The sequence below is a fragment of the Aquipseudomonas guryensis genome, assembly GCF_014164785.1.
Lineage (GTDB): Bacteria > Pseudomonadota > Gammaproteobacteria > Pseudomonadales > Pseudomonadaceae > Aquipseudomonas > Aquipseudomonas guryensis.
In genome coordinates this window covers 384,726-407,387 of record NZ_JACJFN010000003.1, presented here as the reverse complement: position 1 = coordinate 407,387, position 22,662 = coordinate 384,726, and the positions used below count along the sequence as shown (strand labels likewise).

Annotated in this window: 25 protein-coding genes and 4 tRNA genes; 16 read left to right on the top strand and 13 right to left on the bottom strand. The window is 60.3% G+C overall.

Going from position 1 to position 22,662, the window contains the following annotated elements; all coding sequences use genetic code 11:
- Positions 1-52: 52 nt before the first annotated feature.
- Together H3H45_RS13520 and H3H45_RS13515 are read right to left on the bottom strand one after the other, a co-directional pair.
- On the bottom strand, positions 53-385 hold the full coding sequence (locus H3H45_RS13520) for a PilZ domain-containing protein (protein ID WP_182834260.1): 333 nt from the start codon (positions 383-385) through the stop codon (positions 53-55).
- Entirely contained in the window at positions 386-2,803 is a 2,418-nt protein-coding gene (locus H3H45_RS13515; protein WP_182834259.1) for a DUF1631 domain-containing protein, read from the bottom strand.
- 212 nt (positions 2,804-3,015) lie between these two features.
- Between H3H45_RS13515 and H3H45_RS13510 the strand changes: the two genes are divergently transcribed.
- The 3 genes from H3H45_RS13510 (at position 3,016) to H3H45_RS13500 (ending at position 3,259) form a co-directional block, all read left to right on the top strand.
- Positions 3,016-3,091: transfer RNA gene (locus H3H45_RS13510), tRNA-Asn, on the top strand.
- A gap of 10 nt (positions 3,092-3,101) precedes the next feature.
- Positions 3,102-3,178 (top strand) — tRNA-Pro (locus tag H3H45_RS13505).
- A 5-nt stretch (positions 3,179-3,183) separates the two neighbouring features.
- Positions 3,184-3,259: transfer RNA gene (locus H3H45_RS13500), tRNA-Lys, on the top strand.
- 131 nt (positions 3,260-3,390) lie between these two features.
- Here the strand turns inward: H3H45_RS13500 and H3H45_RS13495 are convergent.
- From H3H45_RS13495 to H3H45_RS13480, 4 genes are all read right to left on the bottom strand, one after another.
- A complete protein-coding gene (locus H3H45_RS13495) occupies positions 3,391-4,689 on the bottom strand; it encodes an NAD(P)/FAD-dependent oxidoreductase (RefSeq protein ID WP_182834258.1) in 1,299 nt (432 codons plus the stop codon).
- A gap of 63 nt (positions 4,690-4,752) precedes the next feature.
- Positions 4,753-4,926 (bottom strand): DUF3094 family protein, encoded by a 174-nt coding sequence (locus H3H45_RS13490; protein ID WP_182834257.1) that lies wholly within the window; start codon positions 4,924-4,926, stop codon positions 4,753-4,755.
- 24 nt (positions 4,927-4,950) lie between these two features.
- Entirely contained in the window at positions 4,951-5,463 is a 513-nt protein-coding gene (locus H3H45_RS13485) for an MOSC domain-containing protein (protein WP_182834256.1), read from the bottom strand.
- A complete protein-coding gene (locus H3H45_RS13480) occupies positions 5,460-6,089 on the bottom strand; it encodes a DUF1780 domain-containing protein (protein ID WP_182834255.1) in 630 nt (209 codons plus the stop codon). The genes H3H45_RS13485 and H3H45_RS13480 overlap by 4 nt, the downstream gene beginning before the upstream one ends.
- A 97-nt stretch (positions 6,090-6,186) precedes the next feature.
- Between H3H45_RS13480 and H3H45_RS13475 the strand changes: the two genes are divergently transcribed.
- The 4 genes from H3H45_RS13475 (at position 6,187) to H3H45_RS13460 (ending at position 8,078) form a co-directional block, all read left to right on the top strand.
- Positions 6,187-6,609 carry a GNAT family N-acetyltransferase gene (locus H3H45_RS13475; protein WP_182834254.1) on the top strand — a complete coding sequence of 141 codons (423 nt, stop codon included), beginning with the start codon at positions 6,187-6,189 and terminating at the stop codon, positions 6,607-6,609.
- A complete protein-coding gene (locus H3H45_RS13470; protein ID WP_182834253.1) occupies positions 6,606-7,073 on the top strand; it encodes an FAD/FMN-containing dehydrogenase in 468 nt (155 codons plus the stop codon). Before H3H45_RS13475 ends, H3H45_RS13470 begins: the two co-directional genes overlap by 4 nt.
- Positions 7,070-7,759, top strand: coding sequence for an energy-coupling factor ABC transporter permease (locus H3H45_RS13465; RefSeq protein ID WP_182834252.1), 690 nt, complete (start codon positions 7,070-7,072; stop codon positions 7,757-7,759). Before H3H45_RS13470 ends, H3H45_RS13465 begins: the two co-directional genes overlap by 4 nt.
- 103 nt (positions 7,760-7,862) lie before the next feature.
- The gene (locus H3H45_RS13460; protein WP_182834251.1) at positions 7,863-8,078 is read left to right on the top strand and encodes a hypothetical protein; all 216 of its coding nucleotides are present in this window, start codon (positions 7,863-7,865) and stop codon (positions 8,076-8,078) included.
- Positions 8,079-8,145: 67 nt separating this feature from the next.
- On the opposite strand, the gene yacG is transcribed toward H3H45_RS13460, so the two are convergent.
- Genes yacG through pilB form a run of 5 tightly spaced genes read right to left on the bottom strand, consistent with a single transcriptional unit; the run spans position 8,146 to position 12,752 of the window.
- Positions 8,146-8,340, bottom strand: coding sequence for a DNA gyrase inhibitor YacG (gene yacG / locus H3H45_RS13455; RefSeq protein ID WP_182834250.1), 195 nt, complete (start codon positions 8,338-8,340; stop codon positions 8,146-8,148).
- Positions 8,337-8,948, bottom strand: a complete 612-nt coding sequence (gene coaE, locus H3H45_RS13450) for a dephospho-CoA kinase (RefSeq protein WP_182834249.1) — start codon at positions 8,946-8,948, stop codon at positions 8,337-8,339. Before coaE ends, yacG begins: the two co-directional genes overlap by 4 nt.
- The gene (locus H3H45_RS13445) at positions 8,949-9,815 is read right to left on the bottom strand and encodes a prepilin peptidase (protein WP_182834248.1); all 867 of its coding nucleotides are present in this window, start codon (positions 9,813-9,815) and stop codon (positions 8,949-8,951) included. It lies immediately after the preceding gene.
- Between the two features lie 3 nt (positions 9,816-9,818).
- Positions 9,819-11,042 carry a type II secretion system F family protein gene (locus H3H45_RS13440; protein WP_182834247.1) on the bottom strand — a complete coding sequence of 408 codons (1,224 nt, stop codon included), beginning with the start codon at positions 11,040-11,042 and terminating at the stop codon, positions 9,819-9,821.
- Positions 11,043-11,045: 3 nt separating this feature from the next.
- A complete protein-coding gene (gene pilB / locus H3H45_RS13435; protein WP_182834246.1) occupies positions 11,046-12,752 on the bottom strand; it encodes a type IV-A pilus assembly ATPase PilB in 1,707 nt (568 codons plus the stop codon).
- A gap of 232 nt (positions 12,753-12,984) precedes the next feature.
- Here pilB and H3H45_RS20350 point away from each other — a divergent pair, with 232 nt between their 5' ends.
- The 6 genes from H3H45_RS20350 to H3H45_RS13405 all read left to right on the top strand — a co-directional run bounded on the left by H3H45_RS20350 (position 12,985) and on the right by H3H45_RS13405 (position 16,498).
- The gene (locus tag H3H45_RS20350) at positions 12,985-13,170 is read left to right on the top strand and encodes a prepilin-type N-terminal cleavage/methylation domain-containing protein (protein WP_182834245.1); all 186 of its coding nucleotides are present in this window, start codon (positions 12,985-12,987) and stop codon (positions 13,168-13,170) included.
- A gap of 17 nt (positions 13,171-13,187) precedes the next feature.
- The gene (locus H3H45_RS13425) at positions 13,188-13,673 is read left to right on the top strand and encodes a hypothetical protein (RefSeq protein ID WP_182834244.1); all 486 of its coding nucleotides are present in this window, start codon (positions 13,188-13,190) and stop codon (positions 13,671-13,673) included.
- Positions 13,674-13,801: 128 nt separating this feature from the next.
- Positions 13,802-14,611 carry a hypothetical protein gene (locus H3H45_RS13420; protein ID WP_220494278.1) on the top strand — a complete coding sequence of 270 codons (810 nt, stop codon included), beginning with the start codon at positions 13,802-13,804 and terminating at the stop codon, positions 14,609-14,611.
- A complete protein-coding gene (locus tag H3H45_RS13415) occupies positions 14,581-15,450 on the top strand; it encodes a hypothetical protein (protein WP_235983695.1) in 870 nt (289 codons plus the stop codon). Before H3H45_RS13420 ends, H3H45_RS13415 begins: the two co-directional genes overlap by 31 nt.
- 2 nt (positions 15,451-15,452) lie before the next feature.
- A complete protein-coding gene (locus H3H45_RS13410) occupies positions 15,453-16,370 on the top strand; it encodes an ABC transporter ATP-binding protein (protein ID WP_182834243.1) in 918 nt (305 codons plus the stop codon).
- Positions 16,371-16,422: 52 nt separating this feature from the next.
- Positions 16,423-16,498, top strand: a tRNA-Thr gene (locus H3H45_RS13405).
- 48 nt (positions 16,499-16,546) lie between these two features.
- Here the strand turns inward: H3H45_RS13405 and nadC are convergent.
- A complete protein-coding gene (gene nadC, locus H3H45_RS13400) occupies positions 16,547-17,395 on the bottom strand; it encodes a carboxylating nicotinate-nucleotide diphosphorylase (RefSeq protein ID WP_182834242.1) in 849 nt (282 codons plus the stop codon).
- 312 nt (positions 17,396-17,707) lie between these two features.
- On the opposite strand from nadC, the gene H3H45_RS13395 reads away from it, so the two are divergent.
- The 3 genes from H3H45_RS13395 to ampE all read left to right on the top strand — a co-directional run bounded on the left by H3H45_RS13395 (position 17,708) and on the right by ampE (position 21,529).
- Entirely contained in the window at positions 17,708-20,035 is a 2,328-nt protein-coding gene (locus H3H45_RS13395) for a DUF1631 domain-containing protein (protein WP_182834241.1), read from the top strand.
- A 102-nt stretch (positions 20,036-20,137) separates the two neighbouring features.
- Entirely contained in the window at positions 20,138-20,698 is a 561-nt protein-coding gene (gene ampD, locus H3H45_RS13390; protein ID WP_182834240.1) for a 1,6-anhydro-N-acetylmuramyl-L-alanine amidase AmpD, read from the top strand.
- Positions 20,699-21,529 carry a regulatory signaling modulator protein AmpE gene (gene ampE / locus H3H45_RS13385; protein ID WP_182834239.1) on the top strand — a complete coding sequence of 277 codons (831 nt, stop codon included), beginning with the start codon at positions 20,699-20,701 and terminating at the stop codon, positions 21,527-21,529. It begins immediately after the preceding gene.
- Between the two features lie 30 nt (positions 21,530-21,559).
- On the opposite strand, the gene H3H45_RS13380 is transcribed toward ampE, so the two are convergent.
- The gene (locus H3H45_RS13380) at positions 21,560-22,450 is read right to left on the bottom strand and encodes an ROK family protein (RefSeq protein ID WP_182834238.1); all 891 of its coding nucleotides are present in this window, start codon (positions 22,448-22,450) and stop codon (positions 21,560-21,562) included.
- Positions 22,451-22,662 lie beyond the last annotated feature (212 nt).

Here is a 22,662-nt window from a genome sequence, read left to right as displayed (position 1 = left end):
TTCTCGGCGCCTAAAAAAGCCCCGCACTGCGGGGCTTTTTCATGGGCGCTGTTCAGATGTGCTGTAGCACGACCTCCAGTGCTTCGGCCTGATCATCGGCCAGGTCGATGATGTGAAAACCGCTCCAGCCGTGCTGGCCGTTGGCGCCAGGGCGGCTCCACAGGCAGTCGGCACCCAGGCGGATCTCGTGGATGTCGCCGAGGGGCTCGCCCAGTACCAGGCGGCATTCCCACACGGAGTCGGCCTCCAGCGGCATGTCGCTGACCAGCATGAAGCCATCGGCGGACAGGTCGACGACACGTCCCAGGCGTGTGCCCGAGTGGAGGTCGAGCACCTCCAGGCTCAGTTCGGTGGTGTGGCGGCTGTGCTGGCGACGATCGTCCATTCAGGCTCCTTGGCCGACTTCATTGGCGCGTCCGGTGAAGCGTTGCAGGACACGATAGATGGCATGCAGAGCGCGATCCACCAGCGGCGAATCCCGTTCCGTGGGCACGATGCGCGCCCGGCCTTGTTCCATTTCGCTGGCCAGTTGCTTGATCGGCTTGATCGCCACCCGCTGACCGCTGTGGTCGACGAACATGTAGTTGTGGGTGGTGGGGCTGAACCAGGACAGCTTGAGCGTGCGGGTTTCCTCGCCCTGAACGAACTCGAACCAGGTGCCGAATTCCAGTTTTTGCAGCTCCTTGATCAGCGCCTGGGCGCGAGCTGAAACAACTTCGCTGCTTTGCATGGGTGCCGCCAGCGCCGCATCTTCGCCGAGCATGGCGCCCAGTGGGCTCTCCGGTAGCGAGGCCTTTAGCTTGGCCGCCAGTTGCGGCTGCTTGGCCTGCACGGCGTGCTGGCAGGCGACGATGTCCTGCAGCAGGCGACGGATGCCGTCTTCGTGGTAACCGCCGAGCAGCTCCAGGCCCTTGCGCAGTTCGTCGAGCAGGCCAACGCGCAGGCCCTGCAGGCGGCTGCGCCCAGCATCGTCGAGTACGGTGCCGCTCCAGGCCAGTTGTTCGGCGACTTCGCAGGCGCGTTGCCATTCGCTGCTGCGCTCGCTGTGGCGAAGCAGGACGAAGACCAGCACGTCGGTCCAGGTCAGTTCGAGGAAGTTGCGGATGATGGCCGGTAGCTCGCGGCCCTTGAGCGCCTGATTGATAGCATCGACCGCCAGCTGGCGGGCGCCGAGCAGCTTGTCACGGCCCTTGGCGGCCTCGACGGCGCGCCGCTCGCGTAACTCGACCTTGTGCTGGAGGGTGGCAACGAATTCATTGAATTCGTCGAGCAGGCTGTCGAACAGCAGCAGGTCGCCGGCGAAGCCATGGATCACCCGTTCCACCACCCAGTGCATCTTCGCCAGCAGGCCACGCTCGTCACCTTCACTGCCATACAGCACGCCGGCCTGGGCCATGCTGTTGAGTAGGCGGCGCGCCGGGTGGTGGTGCTGGGTGAATAGCGCCTTGTCCTGCAGGGCGACCTTGAGATAGGGCGTATGCAGGTGGGAGAGGGCGGTCTTGCAGGCGTCCGGCAGGTTGTCGTCGTCGAGGATGAAGTCGAACAGCATGCCGACCAGGTCGATTACGTCGGCTTCCTGATCCGACAGCTTCTGCTGACCCGGTAGTTGGCTGTAGGCCTCGAGCTGATCCTGCAGGTCGGCTTTCAGACCTTCCACTGCCTGCGGGCGATGCAGGCGCTGGCTGATGTCGTGTGCTGACTGTTGCTGCAGGCGATTAAGCGCACCAAGCAGTTCGTTGGCACTGTAGGTGCTGGTGGCGGTACGCGGCGCAAAGCTGGCAATGCTGCGAGTACCGCCGAGCAGGGGCGCATCGACATTGCGTTCGCGGTGTTCGCTGAGCAGGGCGGCCAGGCCGCCGAACAGCTGGCCCGGGTCCTGCGGCGGCGGGCTGTTGAGGTCTGAGGGTGCAGCTGGAGCGTGTCCGGCGGCAGGTGCTTGACCGGGCTGAGATGCGCTGGTCGATGGTGACGAGCCCGTCTGGGTGATGCCGCCTTGTGACGTCTGGACCCTCGCCGGGTTGCCTGCCGACTCGCTGACCACAGTTGGCAAGGGTTGCTGTGTGCCGATCGAGCTGGAGGGGGCACTGGGGGCGTTGCGCTGGGCGTTGTATTTCAGGTTGGGCAGGATACCGGCATCGATCAGGCGCTGGTTGAGCGCATCGTAGAGCGGATCGAGGCTTTGCATTACATGCTTATCGAAGAGCGTATAGAGGATGATCTTGATCCGCAGCGGCAGTGGATGCGCGGCCAGGGCCTGGCGAAAGGCGCTGGCAATGGCGGGCGGGCCGAATGGGTTGCTGTCTTCCACCAGCTTGTGGCCGTTGTTGAGCAGGGCCAGGCGTTGTTCGAGGGTATATAGCGGGCGAGCACAGCGCGCCTTGACCCGGCTGACCATGTTGGTGATCTGCAGGCTTTCCTCGTAGTCCTCGTTCTGCACCAGAGACAGCTGTTCGGCATCCAGGGCGCTGGGCACCGCTGCGGCTTTGAGCTTACCGTCGAGGAAGTCGGAGAAGTTCTGCGCGATCTGCTGGTGGTAGCTGCGCTCGATCTGCGGTCGCAGCTTGCGGACTTCGCGCATGCTGTCGAAGAACAGGGTCTGTAGGCGATTGTTCTCGGCCTTCTCCGCGCACTCGAAGAGGGTGTCGTCCACCTGGCCGAATACTCCGGCTAGGTGTTCGGCCAGGCGGTTCATCACCAGCTTGCGGCAGTCCTGCACCAGTTCACTGAAGCGCGGTTGAATTCCGCGGCTGGCCAGCCCTGGAATGGAGCGTGGTGGGGTGGGCGGGGTATCCGGGGAACTCATGACTTATCCTGTACGGGCCTTGCTGGCGCGCGCATCCTGCTGTGATGTACTTCAAGCTATAGACATATAGTAGCCTGAAGTTCTTTCGCAAGGCTTTGTAAAGAAAGTGATTTCAAGGGTTGACAGGCGCGCGCGGAAACGTAAAATGGCGCGCCTCTGATACGGGAAACGGCGCAAGCCAAAGTCGGTAGCAGAGCTGGAAAGTGATACGTTCCGCGATAGCTCAGTCGGTAGAGCAAATGACTGTTAATCATTGGGTCCCTGGTTCGAGTCCAGGTCGCGGAGCCAACTTTCTTATCGGGGTATAGCGCAGTCCGGTAGCGCGCTTGCTTTGGGAGCAAGATGTCGGGAGTTCGAATCCCCCTACCCCGACCATTTTTGGGTCGTTAGCTCAGTTGGTAGAGCAGTTGGCTTTTAACCAATTGGTCGTAGGTTCGAATCCTACACGACCCACCATATATTCTCGGGTTTGGTCCGAGAAACAAGAAACCCGCCTAGTGCGGGTTTTTTTTGTCTGGATTTTACTGGCAGATCACGGCGCGCCGTTGCGCGCCGCCGTTGGCGGTGCGCACGGCTAGCCGTGGTTGTCAGTGCAGCTTGAGGCGCGGCTCGGTGCTGCGGCCGATACGGTCGCTGAGCATCAGCAGCAGGGTGCGGAAGCCGCCGTACAGGGCCATCTGGTGCATGCGATAGAGCGAGATATAGAACATCCGCGCCAGCCAGCCTTCCAGTTTGACGCTGCCCATCAGATTGCCCATCAGATTGCCGACTGCGGAGAAACGCGAAAGCGAGATCAGCGAGCCATAGTCCTGGTAGCGGAATTCCGGCAACGGCTTGCCTTCCAGGCGCAGCTTGAGCGACTTGGCCAGTAGCGAGGCCTGTTGGTGCGCCGCCTGGGCGCGTGGCGGAATGGTTCGTTCGCTGCCATCGCCGAGCGGACAGGCGGCGCAGTCGCCGAAAGCGAAGATGTTGTCGTCCAGAGTGGTCTGCAGGCTCGTGCGTACCACCAACTGGTTGATGCGATTGCTCTCCAGGCCGTCCAGCTCCTTGAGGAAGCCCGGTGCGCGAATCCCGGCGGCCCACACCTTGAGACTGGCTGCTACCTCCATGCCGCTGGCGGTAAGCAGGGCCTGCTCGGTGACCTGGCTGACGGCGGTGCCGGTGAGGACGGTGACGCCGAGTTTTTCCAGGGTCTGGTGCACGGGTCGGCTGATGCGCTCCGGTAGCGCTGGCAGGACGCGCGGACCGGCTTCGATCAGGGTGATGCGCATGTTCTGCGGCTGGATGTTGTCCAGGCCATAGGCAGCCAGCTCATGGGCGGCGTGGTGCAGTTCCGCGGCCAGTTCGACCCCGGTGGCGCCGGCGCCGACGATCGCCACGCTGATCTGCCCGTCATCGGTCTTGCCGGCGTGGGCGCGCAGGTAGTGGCTGAGCAGCTTGCCGTGGAAGCGCTCGGCCTGTTCGCGGGTGTCGAGGAAGATGCAGTGCTCGGCCGCACCGGGGGTGCCGAAGTCGTTGGTGGTGCTGCCGACGGCGATCACCAGGCTGTCATAGCTCAGCTCGCGGGCGGGCAGCAGCTCCTCGCCAGTCTCGTCGAGGGTGGCGGCCAGGCTGATGCACTGGCGTGCGCGATCCAGTCCGCTCATGCGGCCGAGCTGGAACTGGAAGTGGTTCCACTTGGCCTGGGCCACGTAGTTCAGCTCGTCCTCGGAGGAGTTCAGCGAGCCGGATGCAACCTCATGCAGCAGTGGCTTCCAGATATGGGTAAGGTTGGCGTCGACCAGGGTAATGCTGGCCTGGCCGCGCTTGCCCAGGGTTCTACCCAGGCGGGTAGCAAGCTCCAGGCCGCCGGCGCCGCCGCCGACGATCACGATGCGATGGGTCATGGGGAGATCTCATAAGGCTTGCGGAATCCGGGGTGGAGTCCGGCCGGGCGAGCGCTAAGCAGCTCATAGCACCAGTCGACTCAGAAGACGGCTCAGTACACCAAGGGCGATGACCGCGAGCAGGATGACCAGCAACAGGCGCCAGACCCGAAAGGGTTGACGGGCGACCTGGTGCTGCGGGGCGTTCAGGTATTGATCGACGCGCTGTTGGTCTTCGGGGCTCAAGCGGCTGGACATGGTGTGCCTCGCAAGAAAGTTGGTTCATTCTAGCCCTGCGCTCGCCAGTGGCTCAACGCGCAGCTCGTCATCCAGGCGAATAATGCCGCTGTGCAGCACGCGGGCGGTGATCCCGCCGTGGCCGCGCATGGCCTGGAAAGTGCCGCGGCCCAGGCGTTCCTCCAGCTTGGCGCAGGGCTGGCACCAGCCGGTGGTTTGCAGGATCGCCTGGCCGATACGGAAGCAGCGATTCTTCAGGCTGAACAGATTGATGCCGCTGATGGCGATATTGCGCCGTAGATCCAGGGGCGTGATCTGCTCGTCTTCCGCCCGTGCCAGTAGGGCGTTGATCACCGCCAGATGTTCCCACTGGATCAGGGTGACCTGGCGCAGGTTGCGTGGCCCGGGGCGGGCGTGGTCGCCGGTCAGTCCGGCTTCACGGCGTGCCTCCACGGCTTGCAGCTCGAGCATTGCGCCGCGCGCCTGCGGGCGTACGCCAATCCAGCGCACGCGGCCCTGTTGCGGGACTGCGGCGAGCAGTTCGTGCAGCGGGCTCACAGGCTGATGCCCACGTCGAACAGCACAGTACGGCCGAGGTTGTTGCGCAGGAAGTCGGGCGCGTCGGCGTGGGCGAACAGCACGCGGGCATAGGTCGGGCCGACGAGGGCCAGGGAGCGCCAGCCCTGGCGCAAGTACTCGCCGGGTGGTGGGAAGTGGCTATTGAAGTCTGGCAGGTCGCGTTTCAGGTTGATGTAGGCGAGCAGATCCAGTTCGCCCAGGTCGATGCCGCGCTCGCGGTAGTTGTGCGCTTTCTTGCGCAGGGTCGGTGCCAGGCGCGCCTGCAGTTCGCTGGCGGCGATGCGTCGTGGGCGTGGCTCGCGGCGCAGCAGCTGGCTGAGCGAGAGGGCGCTGCGACGGCGTTCCAGCTCGGCGCGCCACTCGTCGTTTAGACGGCGACCATGATCGAGGACGAAGAACACTTCGAAGTTGGCATCGCGGAACTGCACATCCGGCGGTTCCTGGGCGGCGCTGCCGAATTCGTCCTGGCGAAAGGGTACGTTCAGGCCGAGCAGCAGGCGCTGGCAGACCCAGCGCTCGCGTTCCCACTTGCGCGCATTGGAGAGGAAGTCGTTGGCCTGTTCGGCCTGCCGGGTGAGCAGGCGCAGGTAGTCGGAGTCGTCCATGGCCGCAGCATAACCGCAAAACCGGCTTGCGACAGCTGGCCGCGCTGATGGCTGCAGGCGCCGGTGTAGACTCGTTGCTCATCAGCGAGGAGCTCTTATGTCGATTCGCCCCATCACTGTGGCCGACCATGCCGACCTGCTGGCGCTCTGGCGGCGTACCCCGGGGATCTGCGTGCGCCCCGAGGATGCCAGGCAACCCTTTTCGGCCTATCTGGCGCGCAATCCGGGCCTGAGCCTGCTGGCCGAGGTGGAGGGCCAGTTGGCGGCCTGCCTGCTGGTGGGGCATGACGGGCGGCGTGGCTATCTGCAGCATCTGGTCGTCGATCTGCCCTGGCGCGGCCGCGGTCTGGCGCAAGCGTTACTGGATGAGGCGTTGCGTCGCCTGGCAGAGCAGGGGATAAGCAAGACGCATGTCTTCGTCCTGCGTGATGCACCGCAGGCGCTGTCCTTCTGGTTGGCGCAGGAAGGGTGGTCGATGCGTGAGGATATCGAGGTCTTTTCCACGAGGGGTATGGCATGAAAGCTTGTTGGGTACTGATGCTTGGGTTGTTCTCCTCCCTGGTCATGGCCATGGAACCAGGGGAGCGCTTGGCGCCCTGGACGCTACTGGATCAGTTCGAGCAGTCGTACACCCTGGATGATCAGTTGCAGGTATTGCTGGTGGCACGTGACATGGAGGGCGCCGAGCTGGTGAAAGCCGCGTTGCAGGGCAAGCCCAAAGGGTACCTGGAGCAGCGGCATGCCCTGTTTCTGGCGGATATCAGCCGTATGCCCAGGCCTGTTGCTAGTCTGTTTGCCGTGCCCGCGATGCGCGATTACAACTATCGCGTTCTACTCGATCGCCAGTCGCGGGTAGCACCACGCTACCCGGCGGCAGCGGCGACGGTGCTCTGGCTTGATCTGCGCGCAGGACGCTTTCTGGCACAGCGCAGCTTCACCGATGCAGCGACTCTGGCGGCTGCGCTGGAGCAGGCCGTACCGTGATCGGCGCCGAGTTGCTGTCGGCGACCAGCCTGTGGCTGGGGTGGCTGTGTTATCTGCCAGCCCTGCTCTGGGCGATCTGGCGTACGCCGTGGGTCGAGTTGTTCAGCGACCAGCGCCGCCAGCATCTGTTGTGCGGCACCGTGCTGGCGCTGTTTCTGCTCTGGCTGGTGCGGCGTGATTTTGCATCCGGGCTGTCCTACCACTTTATCGGCATGACGGTGGTGACCCTGTTACTCGGTTGGCCCCTCGCCGTGCTGGGCGGGCTGGTGGCGCAACTGGGGTTGCTGGCGGTAGGTCGCCAGGATCTGCAGGCGCTGGGGTTCAATGCCGTCTTGCTGGTGCTGATCCCGGTGCTGGTGAGCGAACAGTGCGCTCAGCTGGTCGAGCGCCGCCAGCCACGCAACCTGTTCGTTTACATCTTCTTCTGCGGCTTCTTTCCGGCGGCGCTGGCGGTTCTACTGTCGCTGCTGGCTGGTTTGGGTGTGTTATGGCTCGATGGCCTGTATGTGATGCCGCCCTGGCTGGAGGACTTCGCTGGTTACCTGTGGCTGATCATGTTCCCCGAGGCCTTCATCAACGGCATGCTGGTCACCGGGCTGGTGGTGTTCTATCCGGATTGGCTGGAAACCTTCAACCGCACGCGCTATCTGTCGGCGCCTTGGAAGGATGACCCGCCGTCACCCTGATACCGCGTTGTTCAGCCGGTTGATGGGCTGCTGATGGTTGACCCAGATCAAGCGGATGGCAGGCCATGGCCGCACACTGCGCGAAACCACGGGAGGAAAGCATATGGGTGCGCATGAGTGGGCACGCGGTGAGGTCGAGCGCAGTTTGCAGCAGGCGCGCGAGTTGGGTATCGAGCCCGTAATGGCGTTGCGGGCTTTGTTGAGTGCGGTGGTGCAGGGCAGCCAGCAGGTTCGTTCGTCGAAGGACTTGGCCGAGGAGCTGCTGTTCCTGGCCGATAACCTCGACGATCAGCGCGACTACGCCTTTATGCGCCCCTGAGGGGCGCTATGGCTTCAGAGCCTCGCGGTTGATGCTGCTGTTGCGGTCATCAGCACGTGGCAGGCTTTTAGTGCTCGCGCGGCGGCAGCTCGCCGGAAAACAGCTCATCTTCGACAGTGTCGCCAGGAATCACGTGGCTTTCAGAGGCCCAGGCGCCTAGGTCAATCAGCTTGCAGCGCTCGCTGCAGAATGGCCGGCTCGGGCTTTGCGGGCCCCACTCGACGGGTGCGCCACAGGTTGGGCATTCAACGGTACTGCTCAAGGTCGTCCTCCACGCAGGGTCAGGTAAAAGTGGTGCAGGCGTTCAACCTCGCTACGTAGCCAGGCTGGGTCACGATCGTTGTGCAGAACATCATGGGCATGGCGCAGACGCTCATCACGCTTGGCCTGGGCGCCGAGAATGGCCTTGATCTGTTCTTCTGAGGCCTGGTCACGGGCCATGGTGCGCTGCAGTTGCAGGTGTTCGGGCACATCCACGACTAGGACGCGCTGGGTCATGTGGTGCTGGCCAGACTCGATCAGCAGGGGTGAAACCAGAATCGCATAGGGTGATTCTGCGCGCGCCAGATAGCTACGAATCTCTTCGCCGATCAACGGGTGTAGCAGACTTTCCAGCCAGCGCCGCTGTTGCTCGTCCTGGAAGATCAATTGGCGCAGTGCGCCGCGATCCAGCTGGCCGTCGGGCTGCAGGACCTGCGGGCCAAAGTGCTCGGCTATGCGAGCTAGGGCTGGGCGGCCTGGCTCGACCACCCAGCGTGCGGCATGGTCCGCGTCAACCAGGTGCACGCCGAGTCGGATGAAGTGTTCGGCAGCGGCGCTCTTGCCGCTACCGATACCGCCTGTAAGGCCAAGAATCCAGGGTGTGCTCATTTAAAACCGGGCAAATTGCAAATAGGCTCCGGTTATTTGATCACCCCAGAGCAGCGCAATCCAGCCGGCAATCGCCAGATAGGGGCCAAAGGGGATGGGCGTGCTGGTTTCCTGATTGCGCAAGCGCAGCATGATCACGCCGAGCACGGCGCCGACCAGCGATGACAGCAGAATGGTCAGTGGCAGAATTTGCCAGCCGCCCCAGGCGCCGAGCATGGCCAGCAGCTTGAAGTCGCCATAACCCATGCCTTCCTTGCCTGTTACCAACTTGAACAGCCAGTACACCGACCACAGGCTCAGGTAGCCGGCGATCGCGCCCCACAGGGCATCGCCGAGGCTTGCGAACAGACCGTTATAGTTGAGGATCAATCCCAGCCATAGCAGCGGCAGCACCAGCGTGTCGGGCAGCAGTTGGTGGTCGGTATCGATCAGGCTCATGGTCAGCAGGCCCCAGCTTAATACCAACATGGCACCGGCCTGCCAGCCAAAACCGAAGTGCCAGGCCACATAGGCAGAGAGCAGGCCGCAGGCGAGTTCCACCAGCGGGTAGCGCTTACTGATCGGCGCCTTGCAGCTGGAACATTTGCCACGCAGCGCCAGCCAGCTCAGCACCGGGATGTTTTCCCAGGGTTTAATCTGGTGCCCGCAGTGCGGGCAGCTGGAGTGGGGGAGAACCAGATTGAAGGTCTCGCCAGTCGGCTCCTCGGATAATTCTAGGATTTCGCGGGCCTGCGTGCGCCAGTCGCGCTGCATCATTTTCGGCAGGCGATAAACCACTACATTGAGGAAACTGCCGATCAGAAGGCCGAGCAGCAGGGCGGATAAAACAAAGGCCGGCAAATTGCCGGCCAGCAGGTCTAGTGCCATGAGTTATCCGCCGACCACGGAGCCCAGTTGGAAGATTGGCAGGTACATTGCCACAATCAGACCACCTACCAGGACTCCGAGCACTGACATGATCAGTGGCTCCATCAGTGTGGTCAGGTTGTCGACAGCATTGTCCACTTCCGCTTCGTAGAAGCCGGCGACCTTGTCCAGCATTTCATCGAGCGACCCAGCCTCCTCGCCAATGGCTGTCATCTGGATGGCCATGCTCGGGAAAATTCCAGTAGTACGCATGGAAAAGTTCAGCTGGGTGCCGGAAGACACGTCGTTACGGATTTTGTGCACGGCATTGCGAAAGACGACATTACCTGTAGCCCCTGCGACCGAGTCAAGAGCATCTACGAGCGGTACGCCTGCGGCAAAGGTAGTCGCTAGCGTGCGGGCGTAGCGGGCTACTACGGCTTTGTAAAGGATATCGCCAATGATCGGGGCTTTCAGCAAAGTGCGATCAAGGAAATCGCGGAACTTCTCAGAGCGCTTGTGGGTTTCTGTAAATGCGAAAATTGCACCGAAAATGGCGAACAGGAAAACGTACCACCACTCCTGTAGTCCTCTGGACATATTGACGACGACCTGCGTAAAGGCCGGTAGCTGAGCCCCAAACCCTTCGAAGACGGCTTCAAATTGAGGAACCACCTTTATCAGTAGAATGGTGGTCACAATAATTGCAACCACTATTACTGCAATCGGGTATGTCATTGCCTTCTTGATCTTGGCCTTGAGAGCCTCGGTCTTTTCTTTATAGGTGGCAATCCGATCCAGCAGTGTTTCCAAGGCACCAGATTGCTCGCCTGAATCTACCAAGTTGCAATACAGGTCATCGAAGAACAGTGGTTTCTTGCGCAGCGAGGCGGCGAAGCTGTTACCAGCTGCTACTTCCTGTTTCACTTCGTCGACCAGCTTACGCATGTTGGGGTTTTCAAAGCCCTCGCCGATGATGTCGAAGGACTGCAATAGGGGTACCCCAGCCTTCATCATGGTAGCCATCTGCCGGGTAAACAGAGCGATATCCAGTGGTTTGATTTTCTTGCCCGCGCTGAAAAGAGAGGCCGGCTTTTTACGGACTTTCAGCGGATTGATGCCCTGTTTGCGCAGCTGGGCCTTGATCAGGGCTGGCGATTCGCCTGTGAGCTCGCCCTTGATTTTGGCGCCTTTTTTGTCGGTGCCTTCCCAGATAAAGGCACTGGTTTTTAGAGTTTTGGCCGCCATGGGTTAGTCCTTGGTCACGCGGTTGACTTCTTCCAGGCTGGTGATGCCCTGCATCGCCTTGAATAGCCCAGATGTGCGCAGGTCATTGAAACCGTCACTTTTCGCTTGCTTGGCGATTTCAATGGAGTTGCCTTCCTCCATGATAAGCCGTTGCAGGGCCGGTGTGATTTTAACTACTTCATAAATACCCACCCTGCCTTTGTAGCCGTGCTTGCAATTATCGCAACCGACGGGAGCATAAATCTTAAAGCTGCCGATCTTGTCTTCAGGGAAGCCCTCTTTGATAAGGGTTTCCCGTGGAATCTCGACTTCCTTCTTGCAGCTGTTGCACAGCTTGCGTGCCAGGCGCTGGGCGATGATCAGGTTGACCGAGGTGGCAATGTTGAACGCGGGTACGCCCATATTACGCAAGCGGGTCAGGGTTTCTGCGGCGCTGTTGGTGTGCAGGGTCGACATCACCATGTGCCCGGTTTGCGCGGCTTTGATGGCAATCTCCGCAGTTTCCAGATCGCGCACCTCGCCGACCATGATCACATCGGGATCCTGACGCAAGAAAGCGCGCAGAGCCTGGGAAAAGTCCATGCCATGTTTGGGGTTGACGTTGACCTGGTTGATGCCCTCCAGGTTGATTTCCACAGGGTCTTCAGCGGTGGAGATGTTGATGTCTACGGTATTGAGAATGTTGATCCCGGTGTAAAGCGATACCGTCTTGCCGGAGCCTGTCGGACCCGTCACCAGAATCATGCCTTGCGGCTGTTTCAAGGCGTTGAGGTACAGCTCCTTCTGTACTTCTTCGTAGCCCAGAGCATCAATACCCATTTGCGCGCTAGAGGGATCGAGGATCCGCATAACTATTTTTTCTCCCCAGAGAGTGGGGAGTGTATTGACGCGGAAATCGATCGCCTTGGTCTTGGAGATTTTCATCTTGATCCGGCCGTCTTGCGGCTTGCGCCGCTCGGAGATATCCAGAGAGGCCATGACCTTGAGGCGTGCAGATATGCGACTGGCCAGTTGGATGGGAGGCCTGGCTACCTCATGAAGAATGCCGTCAGTACGGAAGCGCACGCGGTAGGCTTTTTCATAGGGCTCGAAGTGCAAGTCCGAAGAGCCGCCCTTGATGGCATCCAGTAGCATCTTGTTGATGAAACGCACTACCGGCGCGTCGTCTGCGGCTTCGCCACCACCAGAGGTGTCATCCTTGTCGTCATTGACGGCTTCGACGTCCAGGCCGTCAAGGTCTACGTCGGCCAGATCCTCCATGCCGCTGCTACCGGTATCGAAGAATTTTTCCAGTGCGTCGCCCAGTTTGTCGTCTTCAACCAGCAGGGCCTCTGTGCTGATGCCTGTGCTGAACTGAATATCGGTGACGGCCTGGTGGTTGGTCGGGTCGGACATCGCCACAAATAGCTTGTTGCCGCGTCGGTATAGCGGCAGCACGCGGTGTTGGCGGCACAGCTTCTCGCTGACCAGTTCGCGTGGCTGGCTTTCCTTGTCGATAGCACTAAGGTCGCAGAAGGGAACGCCGAATTGTTCTGCGGCTATCTCGGCCACAGCTCTGCTGGTGGCGAGCTTGTTCTGCACAAGGTAGGAAACGAGAGGGATTTTGTTACGTAGAGCCTGGGCGTTGGCTTGGGCGGCCGTACGCTCGTCCAGCAGTTCGGCGGTTACCAGTTGACGAGCTAGGCCTGTCAGGGCGGGAGTGTCGTTCATTGCGCTTCGCTGAGATAAGAAAAGTCGGATGCTGAACTTATAGCGCAGTTGATGCGTTAAGCCCAAGAGCAGTAGAAAGGAATGACAAAAAACGTCAGTTGCTGACTCGGTGTGCTGGCCTGGCGACTATTTAATGATGGGTGATGCTGTTTTCTAGGAGCTTTGGGGAGTTGGCACGGCATCTGCTTTGATCTGCGTAGGTCGTTGACCTTAACCACACAGGAGTTCCTCCATGAAGTCTCTCAAAAAGCAAAAAGGCTTTACCCTGATCGAGCTGATGATCGTGATCGCGATCATCGGTATTCTGGCTGCCATCGCCATTCCGCAGTTCAACGATTATCGCGCCCGGGCTAACGATTCGACGGCTAACGCCGACGTCAAGAATGCCCAGACCGCCTTCGCTTCTTCGATGAACTAATTTAAGGGGCCAATAAAATGATGAAGAAAACTATCGCCGCGCTGATCGCTACCGGTCTGGCAGGTGTCTCTGGCTTTGGCTTCGCAGCTGACAACACAGTAACCGCTCTGCAAAGCGGTGTTTATGTAGAAAATGATGCTACAGGCTGCTCGATCCTCCGCGACCGCGTTACTGTGAATACCTCGAATGGCGTTACTTTGGTCTACAACTGCCTTACTGCCGAGAGCAAGGTCAATGTGGGTGGTTGCCATCTCTCGGGTAGTCAGAAACCAACCAATGTCAACTGTGTTGCTATTGGCGCGGATGCTCAAGGCAACCCGATCTACAACGGTGCTGACTGCACTGCGGCGGGCGCTGCTGCAACTCCTCCGCAGCAAACCGAAATTGCCGGTCGCCGCGGTTATACTGGCTCCACTACAGGTGGTTCGGTTGGCCCAACTTCCCTGGACTCTGAAACCTGTGATGAAGCTGCTCTGGGGGCTCTCTCCGGCGTAGCCGACTGAGTGAGTTAACTGCTTAGTCTTGCAGTTGCAAGTGATGTAATGGCCGCTCGGGTAGTTCCGAGCGGCTTTTTATTATAAAGGCAGTATTCAAGTTACTTTCTTACCGAACCCACATCTGATATCCCGCCATGTATTTGCTCCCCAGTGCCCTGATTGCAGTAAAGCTCGCGCTTCGTGCTCGCTTCGGTTCGATAGCTTTCTGGCTTGTCGTCATCCTCTGCGTCGCAGCGTGGATGAGTGGCCAGTTCAGTGGTCGTCAACCGGCAACCGTTGCACTGGATGTGGGCTTGTCTCTGATAAGAATTGTGCTGCCGGTGTTGGGCGTTTTGATGCTGCAGGAGCTCTTCTCGCGTGAGTTTGAGCGTCGTTATTTCCTTGCTTCACTGGCTTATCCGCGTCCGCGGTATCACTTTTTGCTCGGACGGCTGGCAGCGCTGGTGGGGTTGCTGGCCATTCTTCTTGTAGTGCTTGCTGCCGCTTTGGCGGCCATCGTGGTGTGGGTGGGGCAGGGTTACGGGCAGGCCACGCCGGTTTCCCTCGGTTTGCCTTACTGGTTCACCATTGCTTTTATCTTGCTCGATCTGTTCGTGCTGTTGGCGCTCGGTACGCTGCTGGCGGTGGTGGCCTCTACCCCCAGTTTCGTGATTGTCGGTACGCTGGGCTTTATGCTTATAGCGCGCTCTTTCTCGGCCATCATCGCCTTGTTGTGGCAGGACGGCTGGCTGGTGAGTAACGCCGAGACCTACAGTAATTCACTTGGGCTGCTGAGTTACTTGCTGCCAGATCTAGGGGCTCTGGATGTGCGCATGATTGCGCTCTATGGGCAGATGGGGCTCCTGCCAGGCGATTGGCCTTGGCTGATAGTCTCCAGTCTGGCCTATGCAGGGGGCTTCCTGGCCTTGGCTGTATGGGCGCTCAACCGAAAGCGTTTCGCCTGATCATGTTGCGTCGAGACATCGTTCCTTTGCTCCTGGCCGCGCTGGGTTTTGCGCTGTTCGCGGCTATTGCTGCCTGGCGGGCACAGCAACCAGTCTCTTTGAAGCCTGAAATTGGCATGAGTCGTGTGGTCATTAGTGCGCCGATTCTGATTTCTCTTTATGGCGGCGATCGCTTCCTGGCGGCAAACCTAGAAACCATGCGCCTGGCTGCGACCAGCACCGATAATGGGTTGACTGACTCTCATTATCTTATTCGTGCCCAACTTGTGGTCGCCGAGCTCAACCCTTGCCATGAGGATAACTATTATCTGGCTAATGGGCTTTTGACTTGGGGAGGGGCGGTCGATGAGGGTAATGAGATTCTCCGGCGGGCGATGGACTGTCGTTTTTGGGATGGTGTTCCGGCCTTCTTCTATGGTGTAAACCGCTCTTTCTTTGATCGCGATGTTGGTGAGGCTGTCCGTGCATTTGAGTTGTCTGCGCAGCGGTGGCCGGAAAACGCGGCCTCAATGCGAAGAATGGCGATCATGTTGCAGGCGGAGAGTTTCAATGATGCGCAATTGGCCATGGACTATCTGCAACAGCAGCGCCAAAGCACCCGCGATCCTAGGTTGCGTGACATGCTTGGCCTGCGTGTTGTGCGTCTGCAGGGATTGATCGACTTGCGTGCTGCTCAGCAACGTTATGAGCGTGCGCATGGCAAGTTAATTGATCTGCAGCAACTGTTGACTAGTGGTGTGCTGCTTGCGTTACCGGAAGATCCGTTGCGCCTGGGCTATGAGCTGCGTAACGGTAGTATCGAGTTGAAGAGGTTGAAAATTGCCGGGATGGAGGAGTAGTTGTGACTGATGTTCTGGAGTTTCATCGCGTCAGCCATACCTTTCGCAGTAAGAGCAAGGAAGTTCACGCTCTGCGGGATGTCAATTTCTCCGTTAGTGAGGGTGAGGTCTTTGGTTTTGTCGGGCCTAATGGTGCAGGTAAGTCCACTACGATCAAGGTAATGCTGGACATCATCAATGATTATCAGGGTGAGGTTCTTGTCTATGGCATCGATGCTCGTCGTGCAGATGCGCGTCAGCCGCTTGCTTATGTTCCTGAGTCACCTGCTCTTTATGATCAATTTACCCCGCTAGAAATCCTGCGTATGGCGCTCTCCATGTATGGCATCAAGCGCAAGGATGCCGATGCCTGGTGTATGCAATGGCTGGAGCGTTTCTCTGTTGCAGCCGCCGCCAAACGTCGTATTCGCGAACTGTCCAAGGGTACCGTACAGCGTGTGGCGCTGGCTCATGCCATGGTTGTGCAGCCTAAGCTGTTGATCCTCGATGAGCCGTTGTCCGGCCTGGATCCGGTGGGGCGCAAGGATGTGGTGGATATTCTCAACGAATACAAGAGCCAGGGTGGGGCGATCTTTTTTACCTCCCATGTGCTGCACGATGTCGAGCGTATTGCCGATCGATTTGGCTTTATCAATAAGGGCGAGTTGCTAACTGTGCGTTCTCCGCGCGAACTGGCGGCTGAGCGTGCAGATACCTTGCTGGTGCGTTTCAACGCTGCGGAAGGTTTTGCGCCGGAAGCCAAGCGCTTGCGTGAAGGTGAGTTCGAGTGCGAGCTGATGCAGGCGGAGCTGCCGGCTTTTGTCACTCGGCTCAATCAGGCAGCTGGGCATATCCTCACGGTCAAGCCAGCAGTCTCGCTGGAAACTGTTTTCTTCAAGATTCTCGGTGATGCCGCGCGCAAGGATGTGCCGGTAGTCTGAGTCAGTCGTATGTCGCTTTGTCGGATGTTTTTCGGCAAAATAGCGCCCGCAAGCCGGTGTAGCTCAGTCGGTAGAGCAGCGCACTCGTAACGCGAAGGTCGCAGGTTCGATTCCTGTCTCCGGCACCAGATGCAAAAAAGCCCGCCAATTGGCGGGCTTTTTCATGGGTGGAGTTTTTACAGGCTCAGGCGCATCGATAGATCGATGGCTTTGATGTCCTTGGTCAGGCTGCCGATGGAGATGTAGTCCACGCCGGTTTCGGCGATGCTGCGCAGGGTGCTTTCGTTGATGCCGCCGGAGGCTTCCAGCTTGGCGCGGCCGGCGGTGATGTTCACGGCGGTGCGCATGTCGTCGAGGCTGAGTTCGTCGAGCATGATGATGTCGGCGCCCGCATCCAGGGCTTGTTGCAGTTCGGCTAGGCTTTCCACTTCGACTTCCACTGGCTTGCCGGGTGCTATCCGGTGGGCTGCAGTGATGGCCTGGGCGATGCCGCCGCAGGCGGCGATATGGTTTTCCTTAATCAGGAAGGCGTCATAAAGCCCGATGCGGTGGTTGTGGCAGCCACCGCAGGTGACTGCATATTTTTGCGCCAGGCGCAGGCCGGGAAGGGTCTTGCGAGTATCGAGCAGTTTCACCGGAGTGCCTTTGACCAGGTCGGCGAAGTGCTGGCAGCGGGTGGCGACTGCGGACAGGCTCTGGAGGAAGTTCAGTGCACTGCGCTCACCGCTGAGCAGGGCGCGGGCCGGGCCTTCCAGATGGAACAGTGGCTGGTTGGCGCTTGCTTGCTGACCGTCTGCGACCTGCCAATGTACGGCGACGCGCGGATCGAGTTGGCGGAACACTTCATCGATCCAGGCGGTTCCGGCGATGACTGCGTTCTCACGGGTGATGATGGTCGCGTGGGCCAGGCGCTCGGCGGGAATTAACTGGGCGGTGATATCGCCGCTGCCAATGTCTTCGCGTAGTGCCGCGCGGACATTGGCCTGGATTTCGGCGCCGAGGTCGGCGAGGGTGAGGTTGGGCATGGCAGCCTCCGGAGTCTGGTGGCGCGATTATAGGGATAGCCGACGGCTGGTGCAGGTGGGATACGGGAGAATTCCGGTCTTTCTGCTAGACAGATAAGGTGCGCTGGTCGGCAGTGGATGACCGTCCGGGGGTTCATCTTGCCTGTGCTGTGATGCAGGTCATGTCTGCAGTAAAGGGTATTTGGTCATCCTGCGTCTCTCCCTATAATAAGGTTGGCCATAAACTTTGGCGCCAAGCTTTTGACGTCATGGATGGCGCCCAGTTGATCGTTGGCAGATTGCTCTGAACTGGCAACCTGCGGGAGAGATGCAATGCAGACCGACGCGAAAGTGGTGCACCTGAACAAGGTTGCCCCTGAGCACTCGCCAACTTCGCAGGCAGGAAGGCTTCCCGTGGCCCTAATTCAGGTACGCGACAAGGCAGCGCAGCAGCTCAAACTGGCGCTGCAGGCACTGTTCGATAACGCCGATGACACGCTGTTCGAGATGGCCGACCGCGCTGCCAGTAATGCCGAGCAGAATGGTTTTTTCGAGGCGATGCGCGATTTACGCCTGAAGCGCAAATCCATCGAGCGGGGCTTCCTGCAGAAGATTTTTGAAAGCTTTGCCACCCTCAATCAGTACGAGGTAGGCAAGGCAGCGCCGCAGCTGGGTGCAGTTTCCTTCGAGAGTCTTTCGCTGGTTCAGGATGATGTGCTGGAAGAGTCCGTGGCGCTGGATGCCATGGTTGCACGCGTGATCAGTCGCGATGGCGTGGCCCTAACCCATCTGACCACGCGCCTGAATACACTGATCAGCCAGAAGCTGGAAGACAAGAGCAACCCGCTGGGGCCGCGTGCACTCTGCGAGCAGTTCATGGCGCTCTGCGCCGGCCTGGGTGTAGAGATTCGCGTCAAGCTGATCGTACTCAAGCTCTTCGAAAAATACGTACTGGCTGATCTCGACCAGCTGTATGCCGCGGCCAACCAGCAATTGGTCGAGTTGGGCGTGTTGCCTGAGCTCAAGTCGGCACCACCGGTCCGACGCAATACTCCTGGGCGTACGGCTCCCGGCAATCGTGCCGCGCGTGAAGCCTCTGCAGGGGAGGCGAGTGCCGCTGCCTATGCGGATGAAAGCGTGCAGGAGGTATTCGGTGCCCTGCAGGAGTTGCTGGCCGAGGTGCGTGGCAGCGCAGCCATGCCGCGGCGCGCGGCCCCCGCTGATGCCGTACCGATCTCCAGTAATGATCTGATGCGCCTGCTGTCGCACATGCAGCAGCGCTTGCCAAGCGGTAGCGGGCAAAGCGCCGATGACTTCGATCTGCGTAACCAGCTCGAGCAGCTGTTGACCCGTGCCAGTGCCAAAAGTGGCAAGGCGCGGGTGGTGGGCGAGATCGATGAGGATGTGATCAACCTGGTGTCGATGCTGTTCGAGTTCATCCTCGATGACCGCACCTTGCCGGACTCGCTGAAAGCGCTGATCGGGCGCCTGCAGATTCCCATGCTCAAGGTCGCCGTGCTGGACAAGACCTTCTTCAGTCGTGGCAGTCACCCGGCCCGTCGTCTGCTTAACGAGATCGCCTCGGCGGCCCTCGGCTGGAGTGCGCAAGATGATGCGCAGCGCGACAGCCTGTTCCAGCGTATCGAGCAGGTGGTGCAACGCCTGCTGAATGACTTCACCGATGATCCGACCATCTTTTCCGATCTGCTCGCCGAGTTTCTGGCTTTCACCGGTGATGAGCGCCGGCGCAGTGACCTGCTGGAGCAGCGCACGCGAGATGCCGAGGAAGGCCGTGCCAAGGCCGAGCTTGCTCGCCAGCAGGTCGAGCAGGCACTGAATGCTCGGTTGCTTGGCAAGACCTTGCCGGAAGTCGTGGTGCGCCTGCTGCAGGAAGGCTGGAGTAAGGTTCTGCAACTGACCTGCCTGAAACATGGCAGCGAGTCTGCCGAGTGGCAGGCGGCGCTGCTGGTGATGGACGATCTGGTTTGGAGCGTCGAGCTGCACGAGGAACCGGAAGATCGCGTGCGCCTGCTGGAGCTGGTGCCGAATCTGCTGAAAGCCCTGCGCGAGGGGCTGGCCGGTGCGGCCATCGATCCGTTTGTCACCAGCGAGTTCTTCAGTCAGCTGGAATCCGTGCATGTGCAGGCCTTCCAGCGCTTCAAGCGCGCTGTGCCTGAGCCGGAGGTAGAAGTCGAACTGCTTCTGCCAACGGATGATGCCTCGGCCGAGTCCGTGGTTGAGGTAGCCCCTCTCCTTGAGCTGCCTGCCGCCGAGCCTGTTGTTGAAGCGCCGGCGATGATCGAGGTGGTCGAGGAAATCGTGCTGCTGGCGCCAGGTGAGGTGCGTGAGCGCGAGCCCGAGGTCAGTTTGCCGGATGACGATCAGGCCCTGCTTCAGGTCGACAGTCTGCGTGTTGGGAGCTGGGTGGAAATCCAGGAAGACGAGGAACACAAGCTGCGCTGTAAGCTGGCAGCGATCATCAAGCCGACTGGCAAGTACATCTTCGTCAATCGCACCGGCATGAAGGTGCTGGAGAAAACCCGCATGGGCCTGGCCGTGGAGTTCCGTCGTGGGGCGATTCGTATGCTCGATGATGCGCTGTTGTTCGATCGTGCCCTGGAGTCGGTGATTGGTAACCTGCGCAAGCTGAAGAACGCCTGAGTTCTGTGCTGCTCCAGCAACGCCCGGCCCGTGCCGGGCGTTGTCGTTTTCGGGGCGCGCGGCGCCATCTGCTACAGTGGCGAAACTGGTCAAGGAGCCCCTATGCAGTTGGACCCCGTCAGCGGTTGGTATGCCGATGCGCAGCATTGCCCCTCCGCGAATTGCAATGCACGTCCGCAGGGTGAGATTTCTCTGCTGGTGATCCATAACATCAGCTTGCCGCCCGGCCAATTCGGCACTGGCAAGGTGCAGCAGTTCTTTCAGAATCAGCTGCCTGTAGACGAGCATCCCTACTTCGCCGGCATAGCCCATCTGCAGGTATCGGCGCATTTCCTTATTGAGCGTGACGGCGTGGTTACCCAGTTTGTCTCCTGTAATGAGCGGGCCTGGCATGCTGGCGTTTCCAGCTTCGACGGGCGCGACAACTGCAACGATTTTTCTCTTGGTATCGAGCTGGAAGGTACCGATGATCAGCCTTTCACGGATGCGCAGTACACGGCTTTGGCCAGATTGGCTGGTGAGCTGCTGCAGGTCTATCCGACCCTCGGTGTCGAGCGCATCTGCGGGCATAGCGATATCGCCCCGGGGCGTAAGACCGACCCGGGCCCCTATTTTGATTGGCCGCGTCTGCGCGCGGCCCTGCTGGACCAAGGAGAGCGGTAGATGAACTTTCTGGTACTGCTGCTGGTGCTCTGGGTTGAGAAGTTTTCTGCCGGACGTCGGCGTATTCAGCAGGATGGTCTGTGGCTGCAGCAGTTGGCCAAAGTCGAGGTCAGTCAGCAGGGCGCGCCCTGGGTTGCCCTGGCTGTGCTGGTGGCACTGCCGCTGCTGGTGCTCGGCGCTTTGCTGTTGATTCTGCAACCGGTGGCCTATGGCTGGTTGGCGCTGCCGGTGCATCTGCTGGTGCTGGTCTACAGCCTGGGACGTGGCGATGTGCTGGCTGCACTTGGGCCGTTCCGTGATGCCTGGCGACGCGGTGATGACCAGGCCGCGCTGCATGTAGCCGAGCGTGATCTTGGGCTGGAGGCCGATAGCGAGGCCGAGCTGCTGTTGCGCGTACAGGGTTATGAGCTGTGGCAGGCCTATCAGGGCTTCTTTGCAGTGATCTTCTGGTACGCGCTGCTCGGTCCGCTGGTGCCGCTGGCTTACCGGCTGCTGGCGCTGACGGCCGAGCATGCGAGCCAGGCTGACCTGGCCGAACGTGCCGGGCAATTGCGGCATGCCCTGGACTGGCTTCCGGTGCGGGTGCTGGCCGCCAGCTTTGCCCTGGTCGGCAACTTTGCCGCGGTCAGCCGCGCCGTGCTGCATGATCTGCTGAGCTGGGAGCTGGCGGCGCAGCAACTGCTGGTCAATGCCGGGCGTGCTGCCAGCGAGTTGCCCGAGCCGCAGGCTGGTGAGTCGGGTGTCTACAGCCTGGATGAGCTGTGGCAGCTGTTGGTGCGGGCGGCGATACTCTGGTACGCCGCGTTTGCCGTGTGGATTCTGTTGCTGTAACGCGGTGTGCGAACGAAGCGGGAGCAGGCCCTAGGGCCACAACCAGGCGGCGCCGCGTACGCCGCTGGAGTCGCCATGGCGGGCGGGCAGCAGGCGGGTGTTGACCTGGTCGGAGAACACATGACGCACCAGCAGCGGTGGCACCTGTTGATACAGTGCCTGAATGTTCGACAGGCCACCGCCGAGCACGATCACCTGCGGGTCGAGAATGTTGATCACTGACGCCAGGCTGCGTGCCAGTTGCTCGCAATAGCGCTGTAGCGCTTGCTGTGACGCAGGTTCGCCTGCCTGTGCGGCCCTGGCCAGCTGCTCGGCAGTCAGGTCCAGGGCGCTGCGGGCGGCCCAGCCCGGGCCGCTGAGGAAGGTTTCGATACAGTCATCCAGGCCGCAGTAGCAGCGTCTGGCCGGGCCATCGGCCGGGCTGCGCCAGGGCAGGGCATTGTGCCCCCATTCGCCAGCAATGGCGTTCGGTCCCGCGAGCAGGCGGCCATGGATCACGACGCCGCCCCCCACCCCTGTGCCAAGGATCACGCCGAATACGCTGTCAGCCCCGGCACCGGCGCCATCGCTGGCTTCCGACAGGGCAAAGCAGTCGGCATCGTTGGCCAGGCGTATCGGTCGTTGCAGCAGTTGCTCCAGGTCGCCCTGCAGGTCCTGGCCAATCAGGCACACCGAGTTGGCGTTCTTGATCCGTCCATGATCCGGCGAGCGCGTGCCGGGGATGCCAATGCCAACGCTGCCGTTACCGCCCAGGTCATGCTCGGCCTCACGGACCAGTTGCGCGATGGTCTGCAGGCAGGCGGCGTAATTGCCCGGCGGGGTGGGCAGGCGGCGGCGTAACCGCTCGGTAGAGCCTTCCAAGGCGATGATTTCTGTTTTGGTGCCACCCAGATCAATGCCGAAGCGAAACTGTGCGCGCATTCTTAACCTTAAGTTACAGAGGTTGAGGTCGATATCCGGTATACAGCATGCCTAGGGGAGTGCGCTTGCCTGAGTGTCGCCCTGGCTGGAACTGTTCGCGATCCGCTATGTGCTGACTGCCTCGCACAGAAGCGATTGTTCCCCTCAAGTCATGAACAGCTTCTACGATTCAGTTGTACCAGTACCTTGCCGTTCCATTTGCCGGGCTGCTC

Coding starts and splice junctions, on each gene's coding strand:
- H3H45_RS13470 (WP_182834253.1), top strand. CDS start 6,606: ATGAAAGCTTGTTGGGTACTGATGCTTGGGTTGTTCTCCTCCCTGGTC.
- H3H45_RS13440 (WP_182834247.1), bottom strand. CDS start 11,042: ATGGCGGCCAAAACTCTAAAAACCAGTGCCTTTATCTGGGAAGGCACC.
- H3H45_RS13475 (WP_182834254.1), top strand. CDS start 6,187: ATGTCGATTCGCCCCATCACTGTGGCCGACCATGCCGACCTGCTGGCG.
- H3H45_RS13425 (WP_182834244.1), top strand. CDS start 13,188: ATGATGAAGAAAACTATCGCCGCGCTGATCGCTACCGGTCTGGCAGGT.
- H3H45_RS20350 (WP_182834245.1), top strand. CDS start 12,985: ATGAAGTCTCTCAAAAAGCAAAAAGGCTTTACCCTGATCGAGCTGATG.
- coaE (WP_182834249.1), bottom strand. CDS start 8,948: ATGAGCACACCCTGGATTCTTGGCCTTACAGGCGGTATCGGTAGCGGC.
- H3H45_RS13480 (WP_182834255.1), bottom strand. CDS start 6,089: ATGGACGACTCCGACTACCTGCGCCTGCTCACCCGGCAGGCCGAACAG.
- ampE (WP_182834239.1), top strand. CDS start 20,699: ATGAACTTTCTGGTACTGCTGCTGGTGCTCTGGGTTGAGAAGTTTTCT.
- H3H45_RS13420 (WP_220494278.1), top strand. CDS start 13,802: ATGTATTTGCTCCCCAGTGCCCTGATTGCAGTAAAGCTCGCGCTTCGT.
- H3H45_RS13395 (WP_182834241.1), top strand. CDS start 17,708: ATGCAGACCGACGCGAAAGTGGTGCACCTGAACAAGGTTGCCCCTGAG.
- H3H45_RS13520 (WP_182834260.1), bottom strand. CDS start 385: ATGGACGATCGTCGCCAGCACAGCCGCCACACCACCGAACTGAGCCTG.
- H3H45_RS13415 (WP_235983695.1), top strand. CDS start 14,581: ATGGGCGCTCAACCGAAAGCGTTTCGCCTGATCATGTTGCGTCGAGAC.
- H3H45_RS13380 (WP_182834238.1), bottom strand. CDS start 22,450: ATGCGCGCACAGTTTCGCTTCGGCATTGATCTGGGTGGCACCAAAACA.
- H3H45_RS13495 (WP_182834258.1), bottom strand. CDS start 4,689: ATGACCCATCGCATCGTGATCGTCGGCGGCGGCGCCGGCGGCCTGGAG.
- ampD (WP_182834240.1), top strand. CDS start 20,138: ATGCAGTTGGACCCCGTCAGCGGTTGGTATGCCGATGCGCAGCATTGC.
- H3H45_RS13445 (WP_182834248.1), bottom strand. CDS start 9,815: ATGGCACTAGACCTGCTGGCCGGCAATTTGCCGGCCTTTGTTTTATCC.
- H3H45_RS13490 (WP_182834257.1), bottom strand. CDS start 4,926: ATGTCCAGCCGCTTGAGCCCCGAAGACCAACAGCGCGTCGATCAATAC.
- nadC (WP_182834242.1), bottom strand. CDS start 17,395: ATGCCCAACCTCACCCTCGCCGACCTCGGCGCCGAAATCCAGGCCAAT.
- H3H45_RS13460 (WP_182834251.1), top strand. CDS start 7,863: ATGGGTGCGCATGAGTGGGCACGCGGTGAGGTCGAGCGCAGTTTGCAG.
- H3H45_RS13515 (WP_182834259.1), bottom strand. CDS start 2,803: ATGAGTTCCCCGGATACCCCGCCCACCCCACCACGCTCCATTCCAGGG.
- pilB (WP_182834246.1), bottom strand. CDS start 12,752: ATGAACGACACTCCCGCCCTGACAGGCCTAGCTCGTCAACTGGTAACC.